Origin of the sequence: Paenibacillus senegalensis JC66 (assembly GCF_000285515.1) — a bacterium.
GTDB lineage: Bacteria > Bacillota > Bacilli > Paenibacillales > NBRC-103111 > Paenibacillus_L > Paenibacillus_L senegalensis.
Window position 1 is genome coordinate 1 of record NZ_HE610972.1, and the last position, 2,484, is coordinate 2,484.

2 protein-coding genes are annotated in these 2,484 nt (G+C 48.5%); both read right to left on the reverse strand.

Translation table 11 applies throughout. The features are described from left to right. Positions 1-42 precede the first annotated feature (42 nt). A complete protein-coding gene (istB, locus tag PSHG_RS25795) occupies positions 43-798 on the reverse strand; it encodes an IS21-like element helper ATPase IstB (protein WP_010280018.1) in 756 nt (251 codons plus the stop codon). A 2-nt stretch (positions 799-800) separates the two neighbouring features. Continuing rightward, positions 801-2,369: an IS21 family transposase gene (gene istA / locus PSHG_RS25800; protein WP_010280023.1), complete on the reverse strand. Its 1,569-nt coding sequence runs from the start codon at positions 2,367-2,369 to the stop codon at positions 801-803. Positions 2,370-2,484 lie beyond the last annotated feature (115 nt).

Consider the following 2,484-nt stretch of genomic DNA (forward strand, 5'->3'; position numbering starts at 1 on the left):
TCAAGTACTTTTGAGCAGATTCCGCTAAATAAGTTTCAACACCTAGGAATTACCAAATATGGTTTCCCGATGCTTGAGACGGAAGCTATCTCCGCTCAGCTGAATCACCTCGCTCTTATGCAAGATTCGGTCGAGAATAGCAGTCGTGATGGCCGGATCGCCTAGCAGCTCACCCCAATCCTCCGGGCCCTTGTTGGAAGTGAGTATGATCGACGCTTGACCATAAAGCTTATTCACAAATTGAAAGAATAAGTTTGACTCGCTCTTCTCCATGGCCATGAACATGAGGTCGTCGATGATCACCAGATCGGAGTTCAAGATACGCTTCATTCGAGTCTGCGATGTCCGTGCGATCTCTTGTGTCTTGAGCAGATGGATGAGGTTATCCATAGCGACAAAGCTAACGCGATGCCCTCGCTCCAATGCCTCTATGCCCAATCCCACTGACAGGTGGGTTTTACCGACCCCAGGTGGGCCTAAAAGGATGAGATTGTACGTATGCTCCAGCCAAATCAGCTCCCGCAATTGCTCCATATGACGCTTGCTGAGGGACTGCTGTTCCTCCAGTCGAAATTCATCTAACGATTTGATGAAGGGGAACGCAGCCCACTTCATTCGCTTGGCACGCCCTCTATCCTCCCGCCGTCGCAGCTCATGCCGAAGGAGATGATGCAAGAATTGCCCGCAGCTCCAGTCCTTCGATTGGGCATCCAAGAGGCTTTCCTCAAGGATGTGTGCGGCCTCGGTCATGTTGAGAGTGCTCATCCATTGCTTCAGTTCCCCAGTGGATATAGACATACTTAGCCACCTCCCAGGATACGTTCGTAGGTTTGAAAAGCCCGAATTTGGGGTTTGGCTTTCAACTTCGCATCGTCCACTTGAACGAGCAGCTTCAAGTCACTCTGAGTCGGCAAAACGGCTTGTTGGTTTGCCTTTTCCATGTAGTGGTGTACCGCATCGGCAAAGTCGGCAGCACGATACAGATGATGCTTAACACAATAGGCCAGCGCTTGGTTTGCCGCCTTCTCAGCAGCCTCTGACACGCTCTTCTCAATGGACTGCAATTGATCTCGCATATACCGTGGCTTCCGTTTGTAAATTCCCTCGAGATAACCTCGAGCTACACTAGCGTCGTTAAAGAGATTGGATACATGTTCGATGTACGCGCAGACCCCTTTCGTCCGATCTCGGCCATGATGACGGTTACGGATGAGCTCGCCCTTGCGATGGAGGCATAGGGGATGCTCTGCCAAGATCTGCCCGGTGTCTTCCTCATAGATGATGAGGCGATTGTCCTCCATCACGCGGACAGCAACTTCTTTGTCGGTTCCGTCATACGTGCCGATCGGAACACTATACCGGTTCGATTCGTACCAAATGGTGTTGTCCTTCCGCACCGTCCTTGTTATACTTGAATCAATCGATTTTTTTATTTTTTTGTGGACTGGGCGGAGGTGCGCTTTTTCTAAAGCGTACACTTCGGCCGGTATTTTTTTGGTCGTATGATGCATCTTGGCGTTGCCTGTACGATTTAGCCATGCCAGGCACTGTTCATTGAGCTTGTCGATATTTGTGAATGCACGATGCCTGGCAAAGTTACGCTTGATGTATTTCACCACATTCTCAATTTTGCCTTTGCTCTCGGGATCTGCTTTCCTACACATATGAATCCGGAAGGAGCGCTCTTCCACGTACTTGGCAAATTCATGGGTCAGGATGAGATCCCCGTGGTTCTCGCTCGTTAACAGCAGATGGTCCTGGTCATAGACGATCTCTTCAGGAAGACCGCCATAGAACTCAAAGGCCTGTTCGTGAGCATCTACGACATCCAATGTTGTAAATGGCCTGTCCTGCCATCGGGCATACTTGTATCTCGAATGAGATAGGACAAAGGTGATGAACCATAGTCTGACCAAGTGGCCTTCCGGATGCCTAAGCTTGGTTTCCCCAAAGTCTACCTGCATCTGCCTGCCCATCGGGAGTTCCTCTACCGCTTCGTATTGCCTGATTCGCTTCATTTTAGGAATTCCATATTCCATTCGCAAGCCTCTGACAAAGCTTCGAACCGTGCTTTCAGCGATTTCCATACCTTCATGGCGTTCTTTTAGCCAATCCATAACCTGAGCTGCAGATAAGTCTGGATATTCCCGCAGCCAACTCGTGATCTCCTTTTCGAATGAGTCTAGCTTTTTTGATCGTGATTCGAGACCATCTAAAAACCGTTTGTACTCATCTACCGTCATGTCCCACAGCCTGATGACTGTATTCCTGGATATATTCAAATTCCTCGCAACCTGTGATTTCCTGAGTCCTAATTTTTTCTGTTCCTGTACTGAAAAGTACATAGGCCACCTTTCCTCTTTCCTCATACCGCTTCCCCCTGATGATAGAATTACCAGTTCTATGATATCTCAAAAGGAAGAGTATGGTAAGTTTTGTTCATTCTTATCTAGCGAAATCCGTTGATTCTAGTTTAGCAGTTAC